Below are 14,756 nucleotides of genomic sequence, written 5' to 3'. Positions count from 1 at the left end.
CCCCTGCCGGCCCGGTTCAACGACGCCTCGTGTATCCGGTCGCGTGCGTTGTCTGCTTGCCGGCGATGACTACCAGCCGGAAGTGACGTCAAAGATCCCGTCGAACGGCTGGACCATCACCGTGCCGCCGCCGAGGTCCTCGATGGTCTGCTGGCCGCCGGAACCGATGGTGGACATCAGCTGCCAGCCTCCGGTTCCCAGGGCACCTCCAACCAGGATCAGCAGGGCGATCGTTCCCCAGCCCTGCTGCGGGCCGGACTGCGGGTTCGCCATGAGCTTCCTGATGAGGAGCACGCCGCCCCAGACCAGGCCGACCGCACCCAGCAGCATGAGCAGCAGACCGCCCCACAGCTGGATTTGGGTCTTTGCGTTCTCAAGGAAGCTGGCGATGTCCCAGGCCGCTGTCGGCAGCGATACCTGCGCAAGGGCCGCTGCCTCATGGATCTTCGTCATGATTGTTTCCTCTCGCCTTTCGGATCACTCGTGACATGACATTGAGTCACAGGACAATAAACGCTGACAGATCGTCCGGATGGATCATTCAAAGCGCCTCATTGATGTCCGTGAAGTGCCATGAAGGGTCGAACGTGAGGTTTTGCCTGCTGTGACATGGCGCCCACCCCTGTCGCCGACTCGTATACGTGCGTATCTTCAGTGCCTAATCTACCCCATTCGATATACTTATCGTGTCAGCAATTGAGTAACGAGTCGAAGGAAGTTGAAAAGATCTTCACAACATTTTTCCGCTGGCGGGGAGCGGGTCAGAGCCCGGCGCCTGTGGAATCCGCAGGGCGGCCTGTGTAATGTGCTGTTCCAGCACTGCTGTGACCAGGATGGCCTCCACGAAGCCAGCCTTCCCAACCCGCTCACCCGACCAGGAATACCGAGAACGATCATGAAGCCAATGCCCGGAGATCTGTTTGCCCGACGCCTGCGCCAGGAGCGGGAGCGACTGGGCATCAGCCAGGCCGAACTCGCCCGGCGCATGGCGCACCTGCTCGGACAGAACGTCGAGTCCACAGCGATCACGCGCATCGAGCAGCAGACACGTGCCGTGAGGCTGGACGAAGCGGTCAGTGCTGCCAACGCCCTTGGAGTGCCCCTCCTGGTGCTGCTAAGCGACGACTTTGCCCGGGAAAATGAAGCTGAGATCCAGAACCACCTCGCGGAGCTTGCCCTGGCCGAGCAAAAATGGGAGACACAGCGGCACGAGGTCGACCGGCTGACCAGGGCAATCCAGAAGTTGTCAGCCGAACGCGACCGGTTGCGTTCCTATGCTGCTGACGTAGACCCCGAGGCCGCGAAGGACTTCGAGCTTGACGCTGATCTCAAAGCCGCCATCGACGCCCGCGTTCCGGCGGACCCCGAAAAACGGGTCACAGACCCAGACGCATGACGCTGTTGCGCGCTGCCGGGTTGTACTCCCGGTCATAAACGTTCACCGTCTCAGCCTTCTGCCACCGGCCGGCCCGCATGATTTCCTCTGTGTTCGCGCCGTTTCGCCTGGCCTGGGTAACGTGCCCGGCCCGAAGGCTGTGGAAGCCGTATGCTGTTGGATCCATCCCTGCCTCCTTCATGCGCATGCCAAGCATCGTGTTCAGCGCATCACCGCTGATGCCGCTGTCGTGGATACTGGCACTTTTCCGATTGCGATAGGTCGCCCGCAACAGGGGAGCGGGCGACAGGAGTTCCGGTCCGCCGATGAGCGGTGCGCTGCCCGCCGCACCACAGACGTGGGACGCCGTCTGGTGGCTGTACAGCTGCTGCATGACCGCCCGCCGCCGCTCCCGTGCGTCCGTGATGCCGGAGGTCCGCAGCAGAGCGACCCACTGGTGCATTGCACAGGGGGCACAGGTTCGGGGCGTACTGCCAAAGGGGAGTACGACAACGTCGGGGAGCACATTGTCCTGGTCAGTCTTGGAGCTGCCCACGCGTACATGGATGCCGTCGCCCGGGTGCAGCTCGAGGCTGTTCAGCCTCAGCCTGGCAGCCTCGCTGCGCCGCAGGGCCCCGGCAAAGCCGAGCCACAGCGCGGCAGTATCTCTGGTCGCGGAGACACCCGAGGGGTAGACGTCATGGTCCATGGCCTCGATGATGCGTGTGACGTCCTCCAGCAGCAGTGGCCGCTTGCGGTCCGGCCTCGTGGCCCTCAGCTTTGCCAGGCCGCGGACCAGGTCGCTCACACCCCGGTGGCCGGTCGGATCCAGATAGCCATCATGCAGATGCCGGTCCGCGACGCCTGCCAGGTACTGGCGGATTGTCGCCAGCGCGAAGCGGGGCAAGCCCCATTCGTCCGTCTGGTTGGACATCCAGGCCACGTACCACCGCACAGTCTCCGGGTGCGCCGGCAGCGCGTCGAGGCCGAAGTCCCCGCAGAAACCCTCGAAGGACCGCCACGCCTTCGCATACGCCCGCCTCGTGTTCGCAGAGAGGGTGTGCGTTTCGAGGTGGCGTGAGATCTCCTCGAGCTCGTGCAGCTCGTCGTCGATATCCGGATCGAGGATCGCCCGCGGCGCGTAGACGGCCGCAAGATGCGCCCCGCGCCCGAGTCCCCGTGCCACCGCCATGACACCAGTTTCGCTGACGGCCAGGTCCAGGGACGTGAGCACCCGGAAAGATCATCCGTCAGCCGATACATGCGAATTGTTCTCCTCGGGCTTCCGCGCGGACCCGGGAAGCATCGCACCGCGCTTCTGGTGATGCGCATAGGCAGGGAGCAACTGCCAGTGTGCGGTGGCTGTTGCGGCGTCCGTCAGGGGTATGGCGCCCCGGCCATGGTCGGGCCCCCGCGCAGAAGGACTGCTGCGGCCGCTGCCAACGACAGGGTCGGCCGGCCGATGTTCAGCGGCGGTCGAAGGTGAGGCCGCCAGGGACTTGGAAGGTCGGCATGATCTCGAGCATGCCGACGTTAACGTGTCGTGGAGTGTCGACGGCGTAGTCGAGGGCGTTGACGATGTCGTCGGTGGTGAGGGACTCGTAGCCTTCGTAGTAGGTCTTCCAGGCCTCTTCCATGGCCTCGGGGCTGCCGCCCATGTTCCGGCCGAAGATTTCGGTTTCGACCCGGCCGGGGCAGATTTCGGTGACGCGGATGCGCTTTCCGACCGTGTCGTTGCGCAGTTGGCGGGAGATCTGGTGCACGGCAGCTTTCGTGGCGTGGTAGGCGGTGTGCCCGTAGAAGTTGTAGAGGCCAGCGATCGAGCTCACGTTTACGATGTGGCCGAGGTCGCGCTCCACCATTCCCGGCAGGATCCGGCGCGTCAGCTGGAGGAGGCCGCGCAGATTGACGTCGATGATGTCGTCGAGGTCCTCCTCCGATGAGCTGAGAATGTTCCCCGGCCGGGAGACCCCGGCGCAGTTGACGAGGATGTCGACCTCGAGGCCGCCGAGCTCGGCCGCGATCTCCGCAGTCTTCGTGAGGTCGAGCACGTGAGGGACGGCGCCGGTGCGATTCGCGAGCTCCTGGAGCCGCTCTCCGTTGCGGGCGACGGCGTGGACGGCGAGCCCGCGCTTGGCGAGGCGTTCGGCGATCGCGGCCCCCATTCCGGTCGAGGCGCCGGTCACGAGGGCGGTCTTGTAGTCAGCGAAGGACATCGGTTCTCCCGGTAACGACGAGGCTGTGCGCGAGGGGCACGGCCGACTGGTTTTGTGTGGTGAGTGGTGGATTCGGTGGTGTTCCAGCGCGTCCACCCTCGCGGGGCGGCCGCTGGCCCATGGACCACCGGCCGCCCCGCTTGCGGTCGCGCTGCTGCGCGATCAGCTCAGGCGGACCTCAACCCGTCACTACTCCGCGCCAGGGTTAGCGGCGAGATGGCGGGTGGCCCTGCTCGGGAATGCGGCCGTGACGGCGGCCTTCTCCCGCTCACTCTGCTGCACCTCGTCGAGCTCCTTCAGCGTGTATTTGCTGGTCTCCTTGGCGGTGAGCGCTGAGATCCCCGCGAAGACCATGAACCCGAGCGCGACCATGGACGGGCCGACCCATCCCTTGAGGTCGGAGCCCGCGAGTGCTGTCGCGAGAACGGGCCCGACGACACCCGAGATGGCGAAGCCGATCTGGGTGCCAAGGGCGAGCCCGGAGACGCGCAGCCGGCCGGGGAACATCTCTGCGAAGAACGAGGGCCAGGACGCGTTGACCATTGAGTAGAAGAGGGAGTAGTTGATGATGCCGAAGATGAAGATCAGCGTCCAGTTGCCGGTCGTGATTGACCAGAGGTAGGGGGCCATCGTGATGCCTACGCCGACCGTTCCGGTGAGGAACATCGTCTTGCGGCCGATCTTGTCTACCAGGAATCCTGCCAGGGGCGTGATTCCGAGGGCTATCACGGCCGAGACTGTCGTCGTCAGGAGCATGGTCGGTTTGTCCAGCTTGTATCCGGCGGTTGCGAATGCCACCGAGAAGGTCTGCATCATGTAGCTCGTGCCCGCGATGAGCGCACAGAATACGATCCGCGCCACGGCGCGCCAGTGGAAGCGCAGGAGCTGGCTGAGCGGGGCGATGTTCGCCTTGGTGGACTGGTTCTCGATGAACTCAGGCGGCTCCTGGATGTGGCGGCGGATCAGGTAGGCGGCGACCACCACGAGGGCGGAGAACCAGAACGGAAGACGCCACCCCCAGGTCAGCAGCTGCTCCGAGGGCATAGCGGCGATCGGGATGAAAACCAGCAGCGTGAGCAGCGTGCCGGATGAGGAGCCCAGCGTCGTGAAGCTCGCGATGAACCCGCGACGGCGGTCGGAAGCGTGCTCCAGGCTCATGGTGATCGCGCTGGGCTGCTCGCCGGAAAGGCACAGTCCTTGGATGACGCGGATCAGCACGAGCAGGATCGGAGCAAGAGGACCGATCTGGGCGTACGTCGGCAGGCAGCCGATCAGGAAGGTGCAGCCGCCGATGCCGAACAGTGTCAGCATCATGACGAATTTGCGGCCGCGGCGGTCTCCCATCGGTCCCAGGATGAGAGAGCCGAGGGGGCGTACCGCGTAGCCAACCGCGAAGGTGATCATGGCCAGCAGCACGCTGATGCCTTGGGGCAAATCGGGCGAGAAGAAGAGGACGTTCAGGATCAACGCCGACGAGGTGCCGTAGACCGCGAAGTCGTAGTACTCGAGTGTCGTGCCGATCCAGGCCGCGACTGCCGCCCTGACCGGGGTCTTCCTGGGAAGTGTGGTTTGAGTCATTTCGTCTCCATTGGCGATGGGTGAACAGCGGCCTGCCGGTACACGTGGGCTGCGGAAGGAGATCTCGAATGGGATGTCCGGTTGGTCCTGCCGTGGGCTCTCTCGCATTACGATCGTGTCTTGTACGGCTTTGCGACTGGCCTCAGACATCAAGTTAGCGTTTGAGGCGCAGGTCACACAAAGACAGCTTTTGTGTTCCCACATAGGGATCCGTTATGGCAGCTTTCGAAAGCTCCTTCTTTTTTCCTGCCGGGTTCAGTCCTCGACGGGGAGTCGCGCCCGCTCGCGTTCACAACATCGGGGGATCGTGGGGGCTGAGTCCGACGCGGCCGTGAGCGGCGGCCCGAAGAACAGGCCTGGAGTCGGACGATACCCGCCACGGACGGCCTACCCCTCGCTCCACAACATCAATGGAAGCTCGAATTTGCGCCAGCAAAAGCCCTGTCGGGGTTCAACGCGGGTTTCTGGTAAGTGCCCTTATCGCGGTATGAAAAGTGTCGGTGTCGCGTGACACGCTGGTGTGATGAGGGAACGGATTTCGGGCTTTCAGCCGATCTGGCGGACCGCTTGGATCTCGCATTCAGGACAGCCCAATGGCTGAGCTGATGCCGGCGGCGTCCACCCTGCCGGACCTCTGGCTCGACTGGTGCGCGGTGACCGGGACCCCCGCAGACCAGCACGACCAGTCCACGCTGGAGCTGTTCCGCCGTCAGGCCTGCCCGTCACGTGCGCTGCGCCATAGCCTGGAGCCCAGGGCTGGGAAGCCGGCGGCCCCCGCGTGGCCTTTTCACTTGCGGCCCGGTGACACGGCACTCACGCGGATCATCCGAGGAGGATCTTCGCACATCGGCAACCCTGATGTGGATTGGATATCCCGTCTCAGATTGCGCCGGCTGCTGTTCGCAGCTGTGCTGATTGCACCTGCCAGCCTCGGGGGACTGGGATTGGACCGAAGAGGAATCCGCAGCCTTACGCCCGATGGGCTGCTGGATTTGCGGCCACGGATCGGCCGTGCAGACGATCAGGCCGCATGCCCGGCCTGCGCCGCCTGGTCCTGGCTGGAAATCCTTGGAACAAACAGCGGGTGGTCACGCGGATCCGTCCGGGCCCTGGGCCGGGCATTCGATGGTCCAACCGACGGGGTCCACAGACATGAGCTCGCGGACCCCAGGCCGGAATGGCTCGACTGGCCCGACCAGGCGAATCTGCTGCCGTCCATTGACCGGTGGGGCTATCTCGACCCGTACGCGTCGATGCACCCCTCGTCGCTCTCGAATCTCATCCGGACGATGGTCGCGACGGCCGGGGCCCCGGTTGTCGAACGCCAGCAGACTGAACCGAATCCAGCACCACCCGTCAGGCACATCAGCCAGGAAGAAGAAGCCGCAATCCTCCGCCGGGCCGATGAGCTCAACGCCCGCATCGCACGGCTGCTGGATGAATTCAGCTAAAGTCGTCCCGTGTGAATCGACTGGGAGGACATCCTCGGCACGGGCGGGACCGGGCTCGCTGACACAAACGAAGAGTATGTCAACCTGATTCAGGACCGCTGAGGCAGCATGGACACTAGAGGCGCCTGGCAGATGTGCCGTGCGGCTGCAAAAGGTAGAACTGGAGAAACGTGAACGACAGCTTTTACCCGACTACTTGGCTTTTCGAGCTAGACGAGCGAACCACTCACATGTCTCTTGTGCCCACGAGCCCTGACCAGCCGCCCGTTCCCGCCACTCCACTCACGGTCCGCCAAATGATTACCAGTTTCACATCGTCAACCCGGACCCCCGAGGAAGTATCAGGGATGCTCAAGCTCAGCGGTTTCCTGCTGGAGACCTCCGTGGTGCATTATGAGTTTGCGGCGCTCTCACTGGAGAAGGCCTTGCAGGCACTTGAACTAATGCTGCGGATTAAAGTGGATCCGGCATCGCGTGCGGGGATGAGCGGGCTTATCAAAGCCACCCAAGAGCGATCCCCTTTTCGACCCGAGCTATTGGAATTCCTGAATGACATGGTTCGTCTCAGGAATGACTGGGTCGGCCATCCCCGGAACGCAGCGGTGTACCCTCTGGTCACAGCTGCTGCGTTCCTCAGCCGCATCCACTCCTCCGTCGCAGAGGTGGCCGAGATGTAGGAAACCCGCGGCGGCTTATGGAATCGGTGTGTAATTCGGCCTAGGCTGAGGTCACGTGCATCGGGCCGGCCTTACCGGTTCTTGAACCAGCCGACATTCGACCAGCTCACGCTCATGGTCCGTCCAATTACCCAGTTATGATTCACCTCGTACATACAAAGTCCGTAATTGCTGTTCGGGGGCAAGTTGCGTTACATGGTCGGAACGGTTCTACTGGCGGTCTGCTTGGCAGCGACTGGGTGCGGCTCCTCGTCGGAAAGCCCACCGTCACCCGCGGCGTTTGACCCTGCCCAGGGCAGTCCCACGGACAAGGTGAGATGGGGAGCCCAATTTGCCTTGGTGAACGGCACAAATATTGGCCCAGCTGACGACTACCCTGGGCAGGCAAGAGTCATCGAATCTTTTGGCAAAGGAAGCTGCGCCTTTTACGATTCCGGTGGATCCGTCCAGAACGGTATCAACCAGGATGCCGCCGGCGATGGCCGGATCCCCCGGCATGACGCAATCGTGTTTGCAGCGATTGCAGTGACAGCCTATTGCCCCAAATACAAACCGGAATTTGACACCCTAATGCGCACGAACAACATCGTCCTTAAACAAACGTCATGGACTCCAGCCGATAACACCTACGGCGGACCGACCTCCACATCCAGCTAGAGGGCCTGGATCAACCGCGATATTCAAAGGCGACCTCTCTGTCCTGCGCAGAAAGTAGAATGCCGTTATGGACCAAAATGCCGAGCACCCACTGCCTGTTCAGCTTGTCGGCCAGACATCCATTAATGACTACCTTGCCCCGGTTCCGACGATAATTCCGGTTGAACTCAGAGAACCAACTGACGCTGAGCTGGCCGCGTTCCTGGCAGCAGAGACCGCATAGCTAACGAATCCTTTCTGTGCGGCGTGACCAGGCGTCTCCGACGCCGTCTACGCCAACAGCTCAGGGAATGCCGGCACCTCGCCCTTCGGCGAATTCTGACCGTGTCGTCTGCCGTGACTAGGCTGCAGCGCCCCGCAGGATTGAGACAATGAGGTCCCGGCGCTCAGGCGTGATGGGGGGAGCGGCGGCGGCGGCTTTCTTCGCGGCCGCCTTGAGCTCAGCGAACGCACGCTCGGCGGCTGACGCCTGACGCATCGCGTCCAGGTCAGCAACCTTCACCATGTACTTTTTGCCGTCCAGCTCATAGGACAGCTCGCCGGACCTGATCCGACGGCGAAGCGTGTCAATGGACCCGTAGCGGCGGTCACCGTCAAGGTTGCGGATCTCCGACGCGCGGGCGAGATCGAGCTGCTCTGAATGTTCAAATGACGCGGAGACCATGGACTGTCCTCACGATGATGCTGCCGTGTACACCCACCCCGTAGCTCCGGCTCGCACTACGGTCTCCTGGATCGCTGTCCAGATTGAGCCGGTCACCCCTGTCGAGGCCTCCCCATGTGTACTTATGAGGTGCCACCACTCTATCGCGATAGTCTCTCGGATGCCTAGTCGAATCGCTTATCAATTGCTTATGAGGATTTCAGTCCACTGCCCGGTCATGCACTACCGCCAACCGGGCTCGACCCTGTCGTAATTGATACCCCTTTGACCGAGCCGTTCCTTCCCGACGGGCAGAATCCTCGGCTGCATGAGGGCACGCACGACCCGGCGTCTGGACGCCAGCTCAAGCATTTCCCATGCCATGCGCGCGTCGTCGGACTTCGCCAGATCGAGCACCAGGGGGTCCGTGGCCGCCAGTGCCTCGAACCGCCGTTGGGCGGCAACGATCAGGGGGCGCACGCGGTCCTCCTGATCAAACAGCAAATCCATCCGCTGCCGCGCCGCTGCCTGCACACGCACGTCCTCCAGGTACGCGCGGCGCTCCTCTATCTCGTCAAGCAGGGCCTGCCTCTCGGCATCGAGACCGTCGTTCTTCTGACCCAGGCCTTCCATGAAGTCCGGGCGCTGCACGCGTGCCAGCACGTGCTCGCGGACGACCAGATCGAGATGATCGGTTTTCATGGCGACATGAGTGCCGGTTTTCCCCGGAACGCCGGTGCAAATGTAGGTGTTGTAGTGGTCCCGGGGGAGCGGCTCGCCGGACTCGTCATACCGTAATTTGCCGACGTTCTGTTTGCCGACACGCGTCTTAACTCCGCAGATGCCACAGACGGCGATCCCTGACAGCAGATGCCTGGCTGGCCAGTCGTTTGTCCGTTTGTGCGACGGGTTGTTCAGCAACGGCATCAGCCGCTTCTCCCAGACGCCGGGGTCAATCAGGGCCGGCCATACGGCATCGGAAACGATCTGTCCCAGATGTTGCCGCTTCCCTGCATATGCAGGGGTTGTGAGCATCTGCTTGATGGCACGAGGTGTCCACCCGAGATTCCTGCGCTGCTCCCTGTAGGCCGGACGCCGGGGAGGAAGGCCACGTTCATTGAACAGCTTCGCAATCGAGTAGAACGTCTCGCCGGCCAGCACACGTTCGGCAGCTTCCTGGACAATCCGCGCCTGTTCAGGTTCCGGATCGACCCGGACCAGTGTCCGTGTCAGGTCGTCATAGACACGGCGGTAGCCGTACAGGTGCTTGCCGTGCGGGCGGCCATTTTCCGCGGCTGAGCGCACGTCGCGCCTGATCCGCTCAGACGCCTTCGCTGATTCATACTCGGAGTCCACGGCGTCTTCGAGGAGGCTTCGGCGATCGCGGGGGTTGGAGGGGTCGTAGTCACGTCCGTGGGTCGTCACGAAGATGACAACGCCACGCTCCTCGCAAAGCTCGATCAGGGTGATCCACTCGCCGACGCGACGCGATCCGCGGCTCGACTCCCACAGCACGAGGATCTGCGCACCGAAACGGTCCGCATCAAGATCTGCAATCAGCCCGTCGAATCCGGCACGGGACTGCGTCGCGTAGCGGCTTGCGCTGATCCCGTCATCCCGGTACGGATCGGCGTGAAGCGTCCACCCGCGACGTGCGGCTGCTTCGGCGTTCTCCCCATGCTGTTGGTCGGGGGACTTGCCCCGGCCGTCACGGTCCTTCGAGACCCGAAGGTATTCCCGGGCAACCTCCGGCGTACTGCCCAGGCGCTTCTCTTTGTTGTGCATGCGTTTGACGCACCCCTGTCCACAACTATAACGAGCGAATTGTGCGGGATGGGTGTGCACGCATGCCGCGCCGATGGGAACGGCGGGTTGGGGCGTTGGGCGTCGGTCCGGGGCTGCTGCGGGACCATATCGATAGCAACTACCTGCCGACAGGGCCCCGATGATGCTGACGGCCGCTGATCTGGCCATCCAACTGAACGTGTCAACCGATACGGTCTACCGCATGTGCAAAGCCGGCAAATAGCCGCACAGCAGGATTGGCCGTCTCTACCGCTTCACCGAAGAGCCCTGCCACGCCATCATCGCCACCCCGAACCGCCGCCCGGGCCTTGGACGGGAAGCCGGCGCGGAAACATAGTAGAGCTGCTTCGACGTACGGCCGGTTAGTACAACGACGGGCTAACATGGGGGCTATGAGTGCGCGCCTACGTTAGCCCCATTCAGGGGTTGACGACGATGGAAAGGCAAATCCATGATGAAGCGCGCCCTCGCTCGTGCTCTGTTCCACGCATTCGGCCACCGGGTATGCTGCGGTGCAATTCCCGACTGGACCGCGCATGTCGGCCAGAAGTGGGACACGTTTGATGTGGCCCCCTACAACCTCTACAACGTCATCTGGCGGGCTCAGAACTGGGTCTTGCAGAACTGCGAAGACTGATCCTCGATGCAGGGAGCCCCTGCCGCTTGCGTTGTGCAGGCGGCAAGGGGGTCCCTGCGTGTCCTGTGACGACGGGGATCAGCGAGGGAAGTCTTCGGGCCTGATGTTATTGGCCGATGCCGTGGACGCGCCACTCGCCGTATTCAGGGCGCCAGACCATGGATAGGACGCCGGCGAAGGGCAGGATCTGACCTTCGAGGACTTGATAGCTGTGGGTCACGCCAGACATGATCTTGAAGTAGGCGACGTCAGGATCGCCTTCCGCGAGGTTGACACGCGATCCGTATGCGAGGTTGCCTGAGACAGGCATGATCAACTCATGCGTTCGGGCTCGGGAACCCGGGCATCTGGAACTGGCTCTTCCCACCCACTTTCGCGACGTTCAGGACTTGGACGATCGCCGCCACATGAAGGCCCGCCGGAAACCCAGGATCGCGGGGCGTCTGAACCCTAGTCCTCCGGAGCCGCGCGTAGCGTCGGACCGGTGGCGACTCGGACTTTGCGGCCGGCGCGCGTCAGCAGTGAGGATCGGCGGAGCGCGGGTTCGATGAGTTTGTTCCAGACAGCAAGCCAAAAGAACATTCCGGCGGTGCTCATGAGCAGAGCCCCAATGATGTCTGACGGGTGGTTCATGCTGAGGTAGAGACGGGAGTAGGCAACGGCCAGGACCAGGGCTGTGCCGACCAGGCCGGTGATCAGCCTCTGCGCAGGCGTCCGGGCCAGCACGAGCACCCCAGCCCAGACCAAGGCAGTTGCCATGGCGGTGTGGCCGCTGGGAAAGCTGTCCATGACGTCCGGGCTCACGACGACCGTCGGCAGGGCGGGAGGCCGCGGCCTGTGAATCATGTCCTGCCCTATCTGCGAAGACAGCCAGCCGACCCAGACCATTGATCCAAATGCGAGCGACCTCAAGGGGCTTCGCATGATCAATGCCACAAAGAGAACCGCCACCAGCACGACGATCGCCTGTCCGGGTAGTGAAAAGAGCCCGTCAAATAGTGCCGCCAACCTGGTTTGCGCGGTCGTGGGAGCGGCAACGATCGCCTTCATCCAGATGTCGTCCGGGCCCGGGGAACCGTAGATCTTTGCCAGCGTGCCGATGGCAAAGGCAGCGGAAAATACCAGTTCGGAGGCAAACAGGAGCCACCATGACTGGCCCGGCAATTGCAGCGGTAGGAGCTGTGCACGTCGTTGGCCCATTCTCGTTCCTCCCTGATGAGCATGCGAAAGGATTTCTGCCCTCGGCTGGTTTGCCGGGTGTTATTGCAGGGATTGCCACTCCACCGTGGAATCGGCGAGATTTATCCTGCACAATTTCTTGGCGGTGCCGGAATCGTCGTCCCCAAGTTTGTAGGCGAACTCTATTCCGAGGTCGTACCGTTTGGCCTCCCCAGGAAGCTCGACCCGCGTGACCTCGCCGAGGAATTTCACTGTCGAGAGCGTGGCTTTGCGCACGTGCAATTGTCCTGGCGGCGGAGTGCTGGGGGACGCCTGAGCCTTGAGGTCTTCCAGGCAGCCGTTCTTGACGCGTTGCTCGGTGGCTCGATCAACAGGACTGGTAACCGTGGTGGCATTGGGTTCCTCCGCTGAAGGGGCCGCGCAGGAGACCAGCAAAGACGCCGCCAAGAGGGCAACACAGACGGTGATTTTGCCTGGAGCGCTCATGAGTCTTCCGCTTTCTCTTGGCCATTCCGTCGGTTCTTGGGCTTGAATCTCATTCCACACCAGTCGCTAGGAGGAACTTAACGTTTTTCATCGTGCGGTTGATGGCCCATGAAAACCTTGGGAAATCTGTCGGAACCCGCGGTCCCCTCCCCTTGATCCCCTCGGATTGGGGGTTAGTTACGGGTTGATGCCGGGCCCGGTGCATTTCGGCTCGCCTTCAAGGCCGTGGCGAGGGTTCCGGTGGTGCAAGGCAAACCCAAGCAATCGGGCTGGGATCACTGGCCGCACGACGAGCCGAGGCCACGGGGGCGCCCCCGATCACCGAACCGGCCATGATGACGCTGATGCGGGCATTCATGTCCTATGCAAAGGGCAACCGTTAAACTCCGGACGCATTCAATGGAAGCAGCGCAGCGTATCCCGGCCAGGTTCTGCCCGGGATACGCCGCGCTGAATACCAGCCACGATGCGTCAGAACGGCATGTCACTCTGCTTCCTGGGTGGTCGTTTGTGCCGATATCGGTTGTTCAGCGTTGTCACGTCTTCTGCTTGTAGAAAGAACCCAAAGCATTAGCGCGGTGGCTGTCGCGGCAGCGCCGCCGGTCATGATCGCGGTCCATCCTCCGAGCTGCCAGAGCGTGGTGGCGAGTGTGGAACCGGCGGCCCCGCCGATGAAGTTGCTCACCACATACGCCGTATTGAGACGGCTGCGTGCCTCGTGGTCGACGGCAAGAACACGGGCCTGAGTCAAGGTCGAGGCCACCCGCACCGCAATGTCCAGAAGAATGATCACTGCGAGCAGCACAACGATTGATGTGGCCCCGATCCAGGCGAGGAAAAAGCACACCAGGGTGAGCGCCAGGGCTGCGCTGATGGCGGGCCTGGACAAGCCTCGATCGTGGAGGCGCCCGGATCGTTGTGCTGCGACGGCGCCGGCGATTCCCGCCAGCCCGACCAGCCCGATCGTGGTGACGGAGTACGAGAACGGTGGGGACGCGAGCAGAAACGTCAGGGCCGTCCAGAAGAGCGTGAGGACGCCGAAGGCAGTTCCAGCGACGAACAGCGACATGCGAACGGAGGGGTGTCGTTTGATCACGCCGAAGGTGGAGCCGAGCAGGGCTGCGTAACCCAGCTTGGCCCGCGGAGCCATCGGTGGAATGGTCCGCCGCAGGAGGACCGCCGAGGCAAGGGCCAGGGCGGCAGCTACGGCGTACGGCGCCCGCCACCCGAACGCTTCGGCGAGAAGGCCACTGATCGTGCGGGAAGCAAGAACTCCGATCATCAGCCCCGACGCGACGGTGCCGATCACGTGACCGCGCTGCCCCGGCCCGGCGAGGTCACCGGCAAGCGGCGTCAGTAGGGGCCCGGACACTGTTGTGAGGCCAACCAGGACCAGGGCGACGAGCAACACTGCAAAGGTCGGAGCTACGGCAGCGGCAGTAAGGGCGGCCGCGCAAAGGAGCATCATCAGCGGCAGGAGACGTCGTCGGTCCACGACATCACCTAACGGAACGATCAGAAAGGTGCCGACGGCGTATCCGACCTGCGCGGTCGTCACCAGCAACCCGGCAGCCCCAAGCGACGTTCCGAACGAGGACGCTATCGCCTCAAGCAGCGGCTGTGCCCAGTACAGGTTGGCCACGGCCGCTCCACCCGCGACCGCAAAGAGCAGGATCATGGCCCGGTTGATTCGTGCCGGCGCCGGTGCAGTTATTGACTCCAAGGGTTGTCCTCCTGATCGGTGATGGCTGGAAAGCATCCGGCCATGTTTCCTACCGGAATCGTGGCCGGCATTACAGGCTGGCTTCGGCGTCCTGTTGGGACGTTGCCCGGGTCTGGGCCAGGATCAGGAGCGTCAGTACACCGAGGACCGCCATGATGATCGCGATGGTCAGCGGGCCAAGGACGCCCAGAGTCGATTCGAGCGCCGCCGCGCCAAACCCTGTGCCGATTGCCGTTCCACCGTTGAAAGCAGATACGGAAACTGCGGCTGCCAGTGTGGGTGCACCCTGGGCGAAGCGGACTGCGAGGCCGGTTCCGACCGGCGGTAT

At 63.0% G+C, this 14,756-nt stretch carries 15 protein-coding genes and 1 pseudogene; 5 read left to right on the top strand and 11 right to left on the bottom strand.

The genetic code is table 11. The features are described 5' to 3' along the window. Positions 1-69 precede the first annotated feature (69 nt). Positions 70-453, bottom strand: a complete 384-nt coding sequence (locus ACFRAU_RS07130; RefSeq protein WP_377999311.1) for a hypothetical protein — start codon at positions 451-453, stop codon at positions 70-72. 451 nt (positions 454-904) lie between these two features. Here ACFRAU_RS07130 and ACFRAU_RS07125 point away from each other — a divergent pair, with 451 nt between their 5' ends. Next, positions 905-1,396 (top strand): helix-turn-helix domain-containing protein, encoded by a 492-nt coding sequence (locus ACFRAU_RS07125; protein ID WP_377999310.1) that lies wholly within the window; start codon positions 905-907, stop codon positions 1,394-1,396. Here ACFRAU_RS07125 and ACFRAU_RS07120 read toward each other — a convergent pair. The 3 genes from ACFRAU_RS07120 to ACFRAU_RS07110 form a co-directional block, all read right to left on the bottom strand. Next, a complete protein-coding gene (locus ACFRAU_RS07120) occupies positions 1,377-2,609 on the bottom strand; it encodes a hypothetical protein (protein ID WP_377999309.1) in 1,233 nt (410 codons plus the stop codon). The genes ACFRAU_RS07125 and ACFRAU_RS07120 overlap by 20 nt on opposite strands. Positions 2,610-2,841: 232 nt before the next feature. Then, positions 2,842-3,591 carry an SDR family oxidoreductase gene (locus ACFRAU_RS07115; protein WP_377999308.1) on the bottom strand — a complete coding sequence of 250 codons (750 nt, stop codon included), beginning with the start codon at positions 3,589-3,591 and terminating at the stop codon, positions 2,842-2,844. Positions 3,592-3,780: 189 nt separating this feature from the next. Beyond that, positions 3,781-5,169 carry an MFS transporter gene (locus ACFRAU_RS07110; RefSeq protein ID WP_377999307.1) on the bottom strand — a complete coding sequence of 463 codons (1,389 nt, stop codon included), beginning with the start codon at positions 5,167-5,169 and terminating at the stop codon, positions 3,781-3,783. A 593-nt stretch (positions 5,170-5,762) separates the two neighbouring features. On the opposite strand from ACFRAU_RS07110, the gene ACFRAU_RS07105 reads away from it, so the two are divergent. From ACFRAU_RS07105 to ACFRAU_RS07095, 3 genes are all read left to right on the top strand, one after another. Continuing rightward, positions 5,763-6,620, top strand: a complete 858-nt coding sequence (locus ACFRAU_RS07105; protein WP_377999306.1) for a hypothetical protein — start codon at positions 5,763-5,765, stop codon at positions 6,618-6,620. Positions 6,621-6,967: 347 nt separating this feature from the next. After that, positions 6,968-7,297, top strand: a complete 330-nt coding sequence (locus ACFRAU_RS07100) for a hypothetical protein (RefSeq protein WP_377999305.1) — start codon at positions 6,968-6,970, stop codon at positions 7,295-7,297. Between the two features lie 339 nt (positions 7,298-7,636). Next, positions 7,637-7,954 carry a DUF732 domain-containing protein gene (locus tag ACFRAU_RS07095; protein ID WP_377999304.1) on the top strand — a complete coding sequence of 106 codons (318 nt, stop codon included), beginning with the start codon at positions 7,637-7,639 and terminating at the stop codon, positions 7,952-7,954. Positions 7,955-8,294: 340 nt separating this feature from the next. Here ACFRAU_RS07095 and ACFRAU_RS07090 read toward each other — a convergent pair whose 3' ends face one another. Together ACFRAU_RS07090 and ACFRAU_RS07085 are read right to left on the bottom strand one after the other, a co-directional pair. Continuing rightward, a complete protein-coding gene (locus ACFRAU_RS07090; RefSeq protein WP_377999303.1) occupies positions 8,295-8,618 on the bottom strand; it encodes a hypothetical protein in 324 nt (107 codons plus the stop codon). 222 nt (positions 8,619-8,840) lie between these two features. Next, complete coding sequence (locus ACFRAU_RS07085) at positions 8,841-10,382, bottom strand: recombinase family protein (protein ID WP_377999302.1); 1,542 nt, start codon at positions 10,380-10,382, stop codon at positions 8,841-8,843. A 472-nt stretch (positions 10,383-10,854) separates the two neighbouring features. Between ACFRAU_RS07085 and ACFRAU_RS07080 the strand changes: the two genes are divergently transcribed. Then, entirely contained in the window at positions 10,855-11,040 is a 186-nt protein-coding gene (locus tag ACFRAU_RS07080) for a hypothetical protein (protein WP_377999301.1), read from the top strand. Between the two features lie 106 nt (positions 11,041-11,146). Here ACFRAU_RS07080 and ACFRAU_RS07075 read toward each other — a convergent pair whose 3' ends face one another. From ACFRAU_RS07075 to ACFRAU_RS07055, 5 genes and pseudogenes are all read right to left on the bottom strand, one after another. Continuing rightward, a complete protein-coding gene (locus ACFRAU_RS07075) occupies positions 11,147-11,350 on the bottom strand; it encodes a hypothetical protein (RefSeq protein ID WP_377999300.1) in 204 nt (67 codons plus the stop codon). A 140-nt stretch (positions 11,351-11,490) separates the two neighbouring features. After that, a complete protein-coding gene (locus tag ACFRAU_RS07070) occupies positions 11,491-12,240 on the bottom strand; it encodes a phosphatase PAP2 family protein (protein WP_377999299.1) in 750 nt (249 codons plus the stop codon). 60 nt (positions 12,241-12,300) lie between these two features. Beyond that, on the bottom strand, positions 12,301-12,705 hold the full coding sequence (locus tag ACFRAU_RS07065) for a hypothetical protein (RefSeq protein ID WP_377999298.1): 405 nt from the start codon (positions 12,703-12,705) through the stop codon (positions 12,301-12,303). A gap of 484 nt (positions 12,706-13,189) precedes the next feature. Beyond that, a complete protein-coding gene (locus ACFRAU_RS07060) occupies positions 13,190-14,428 on the bottom strand; it encodes an MFS transporter (RefSeq protein ID WP_377999297.1) in 1,239 nt (412 codons plus the stop codon). A 70-nt stretch (positions 14,429-14,498) separates the two neighbouring features. After that, positions 14,499-14,756, bottom strand: a pseudogene (locus tag ACFRAU_RS07055) (MFS transporter); the annotation flags it as partial.

Origin of the sequence: Arthrobacter sp. NPDC056691 (genome assembly GCF_042791415.1) — a bacterium.
In the GTDB taxonomy this organism is placed as follows: Bacteria; Actinomycetota; Actinomycetes; order Actinomycetales; family Micrococcaceae; genus Arthrobacter.
Note: the sequence above shows the minus strand (reverse complement) of the source record. Positions and strands in the feature narration are given on the sequence as shown.